The organism is Synechococcus sp. H55.11 (genome assembly GCF_047462475.1).
Classification (GTDB): domain Bacteria; phylum Cyanobacteriota; class Cyanobacteriia; order Thermostichales; family Thermostichaceae; genus Thermostichus.
In genome coordinates this window covers 1-4164 of the sequence record NZ_JANSJI010000090.1, presented here as the reverse complement: position 1 = coordinate 4164, position 4164 = coordinate 1, and the positions used below count along the sequence as shown (strand labels likewise).

The window sequence follows — 4164 nt, the reverse complement described above, 5'->3', positions numbered from 1 at the left end:
AGGCTGGATTCAGGCCTATATGAACCCGTGAGGTTTCCTCATAAGCTGTTGATTGCAGTACTTGGCAATCCTTGGGAAACCCCTGAGAATGGGTGAGGATTGGGATAGGTGCTTTTGCGAACCTTCACAGAATTTTAGTAATGCTAAGCTTTCATGAGTATTCCTGGGGAGTCTCTAGAAACCGTTAGCCTAGTCGTCAGGGATGCTTTGCGCAACTGGCCGTGGCTGCTTTTGTGGGCAGCCTCTTTCCTGGCGCTTGTCTTCTGGCAAAGGCGACGGCTGCATCAGGCCCAGGTTGGTTTTCCCGACATCGTCACCCTGGCGCGGCCCGATACGACATTGGTGGAGTGTAACGAAGTCTGCCAGAGGGTTTTTGGCAATTGGCGGGGCCGGCGCTGGATCGAGGCCTTGTTGCCAGAGGAGCAAGAGCAGGTGCGGCAGCAGATAGCCCAGCTCACCCCTCAGCAGCCCACTTTCACGAGGGTTGATAGGATGGTGGACGCGGCGGGACAGGTGCGGTGGTTTGAGTGGATCAACCAGGGCATCTTCGACCGGCGGGGCCGGCTGCGGTTTATTCGCGGGGTCGGCCGAGACATCACCAAGCAGAAGCAACTGGAAGACAATCTGCGGCTGCGGGAAGCCCAATTGCAAGCCCTCTTGGACGCCCTGCCGGCAGCCATATGGGCCAGGGATCCCCAGGGGGTGCTGATTTTGCAAAATGCCACCGACCGTGCCTGGTTTGGCGACCTGCTGGGCACTTCCCTGCAAGAGGGGGCTCGGCAGTACCCCCAGTGGCTGGAGTACACCGCGCAAGTCTTGTCTGACCTAGAGCGGCAAGAGATTTTCCAGATGGAGGGCAAGGAAATCATTCAAGGCCAAGAGCGCTATGTCTATCGCCTGGCTGTGAAGCTGCAGGATGAGTCCAAAGGTTTGGGGTGCCTCGGCATTGCCTTGGACATTACCGAGCAAAAGCGGCTGGAACAACAGGTGCAAGAGCAACAGGAGCGCTTTCGCGCCTTTCTCAACAACAGCCACGACATTTTGTGCTGGATCGATGCCCAAGGCTTGGTCTATCCCTTCAATTGCCCGGTTGCTGAAAAAATTTTAGGTCGTTGTCTTGAGGAGGGAGAACCTATACCTTTGGATTGGGTTCACCCAGAAGATCGGCAGATTGTTGCTAGTGCTCTTGAACACCTCAAGGCTCGACCTGGCGAAACGCTCAGCTTTATCTATCGGGCACAGCATGCGGATGGCCATTGGGTATGGCTAGAGAGCCGCTGTACTAATCTTTTGCAGGATCCTGCGGTGGCAGGAATCGTCTGCAGCACCCGCGACATTACCCAGCAAAAAGAGGCGGAACTGGCGCTGCGGGAAAGCGAAGCCCGCTTCCGGGAAATTGCGGAAGTTGTTCCTGTAAGCTTTTTCCTAAGTTCAGCAGATTTTGGTCAATTTCCCTACGTAAGTCCGCGTTGTGAACAGATTTGGGGATACACGCCGGAGGAGTTTTACCAGAAGCCGGATCTGTGGAAAGACAGGATCCACCCCGAAGATCTGCCTCAGGTTTTGCAAGCCGTAGCTCAAGTTATCCAAGGAGAGAAGCCGGTTACCTATCGCATTTTCCATCGAGATGGTCGGGTGCGCTGGTTGCGAACTTCCTGCCGACCTATTTTCAATGAGCAGCAAGAAGTGATCCGCATTGCCGGCATCACAGAAGATATCACCGAGCAAAAAGAGGCGGAGCTGGCCCTGCAAGAGAGCGAGGCCCGCCTCAAGGCCATCCTCGACGGGATCCCTTTTCCCATCTTTGTTAAAGATTTGCAGGGCCGCTACTTACAGGTCAATCAAGCTTACCTGCAGAAAAACGGTAAACTCCCAGAAGAAGTTCTCGGCAAGGCCGATACGGAGCTCTTCTCGCCAGAGGAAGCTCTGGAGTTGCGCAAGGAAGATCAAAGAGCCATCCAGTCTCCCGCTCCCATCAGCTATGAGTGCACCATTTGTCGAGACGGCAAAAAGCAAGAAAAGTGGATCACCAAGTTTGCCCTGCGGGATTGGCAAGGGGATCCCTATGCCGTTTGCGGCATTGCTGTGGATATAACCCCTCTCAAAGAAGCCCAGGATCTGCTGCTGCAAGAGGCAGAGCGAGAAAGACTTCTGGGATCCCTGCTGCGCCGGATCCGCGAGAAGCTGGACTTGCAGCCCCTCCTACAAACCACGGCGGCGGAAGTGCGAGAGTTTCTCCAGGTGGATCGGGTGATGATCTACCAGTTGCAGGAGGGCATAGGGGGATTTGTAGCCGCCGAGTCCGTCCTGGATCCCTGCCCCAGCCACTTGGGCCGCTCCGTGTGGGATTCCTACTTTCATCAGGATCCCTGCTATCGCAAGTACCAGCAGGGCTTTGTGCAGGCCATCGACAATGTGGCCACGGCCCCTTTGGATCCCTGCTATCGGGAGCTTTTGGAATCCTTTCAGGCTCAGGCCAACTTGGTGATCCCCATTCGGCGGGGGGAGGAGCTCTGGGGCCTCTTGGTGGCGCAGCACTGCCGCGCCAGCCGTCCTTGGCAGGAGTGGGAGATCAGGCTTTTGCAAGAGCTAGCGGAGCAATTGGCCATTGCCTTGCAGCAAGCCCAGCTTTACGAGCAGGTAAAAGCCCTGAACCAAACGCTGGAGGAGAAGGTGCAGCAGCGCACCGCCGAGCTGGAGCAGGCTTTGCAATTTGAGGCCATCCTAAAACGCATCACCGACCGCGTGCGCGATTCTCTCGACGAAGCCGAGATCCTCAATACCGCCGTGCGCGAGCTGGGAGAGAGTCTAGATGCCGATGGCTGCGATATCGGTCTTTACAACGCCGACCTCACCCTTTCCACCATCAGCTACGAGTATTGCCCCCGCTCCGCTTCCCACCTGAACGTTTCTCTACCCCTAGTGGGAGGGCCTTACGACGACATTCACCGGCAACTGCTCAGAGGACAGCTTTGTCTATTTTGCTTCTCAGGGGGGGCTCCGGAAAACCGCCAGGTGGTGATGGCTTGTCCCTTGCTAGATAAAGGCCAGGTGCTGGGGGATCTGTGGATCTCTCGCCTGGCTGCACGTCCTTTCGACAACCAGGAGATCCAACTGATCCAGCAGGTAGCCAACCAATGCGCCATTGGGCTGCGCCAGGCGCGCCTGTTCCAAGCTGCCCAAGAGCAGGTGCAAGCCCTGGAGCGGCTTAACCGTCTCAAAGATGACTTTATCAGCACCGTCAGCCACGAGCTGCGCACCCCCCTGGCCAGCTTGAAGATGGCTCTGAAGATGCTGCAGATGGCTCCCTCAACCGAAAAACGAGCTCAATATCTAAGCATTGCCGAGCGAGAATGCCAGCGGGAAATCGAGCTCATCAACGACCTGCTGGATCTGCAGCGCCTGCAGGCGGGGGCCTATGCTCTGCAGGTGCAAGCCCTCACCTGGCGGGAGCTGCTGGGGGATCTGCTGACCGTTACCGAGGAGCGGGCCCGCGCCAAGGGGCAGAGCTTTCAAGCCAGCGTCCCCCTAGAAAGCAGCCTCACGACGGATCCCTTACTGTTGAGCAGGATCCTGCGCGAGCTTTTGCACAATGCCGTGAAATACACGCCGGCCCAGGGATCCATCCGCTTGCAAATTGAAACGGAAAATCGTCAAAGCCGCATCCAGGTCAGCAACAGCCAAGAGATCCCTGCCGAGGAGCTGACGCGCATCTTTGAGCGCTTTTACCGCATTCCCAGCAAGGATCCCTGGAAGGAAGGGGGCACGGGGCTGGGCTTGGCCTTGGTGAAACAGATGGTGGATCAGTTGCGCGGATCCATCGAGGTGAGCAGCACCGCCGGCTGGACAACCTTTACGCTCCACCTGCCCCATCTGCCGCAGCTTTGACAAAGTTTTGCCAGCGAGGAACTGGGGTGCTGAGCGGATCCCTGGCTCCTCTCTCCTCTTTTGGGAGAGGGGCTGAAGCGTCTCAATCTTGTTTGAAACGACTACACAGTTTTTTCCGACTCCGTGGGAGTTTTCTAGCCAAGCAGGCTCCTTCCTAAGCAAGAGATTATCTACATTGGCTGTGACAAATCACGCTGGAAAAAGCTGTATCCAGGAATTGCCTCAAGAACCGGTGTAGAGCCATAGGGGCAAGCCCGAGGTGCTCACTTCAAACTG

The 4164-nt window shown here is 56.6% G+C and carries 1 protein-coding gene; it reads left to right on the top strand.

What is annotated here, in order from left to right; all coding sequences use genetic code 11:
- The first annotated feature begins 153 nt into the window (after positions 1-153).
- Positions 154-3888 carry a PAS domain S-box protein gene (locus tag NW853_RS04135; protein WP_414347925.1) on the top strand — a complete coding sequence of 1245 codons (3735 nt, stop codon included), beginning with the start codon at positions 154-156 and terminating at the stop codon, positions 3886-3888.
- The last annotated feature ends 276 nt before the right edge of the window (positions 3889-4164 follow it).

Excerpts from the sequence above, each read along its gene's own strand:
- NW853_RS04135 (WP_414347925.1), top strand. The coding sequence starts at position 154 with ATGAGTATTCCTGGGGAGTCTCTAGAAACCGTTAGCCTAGTCGTCAGG.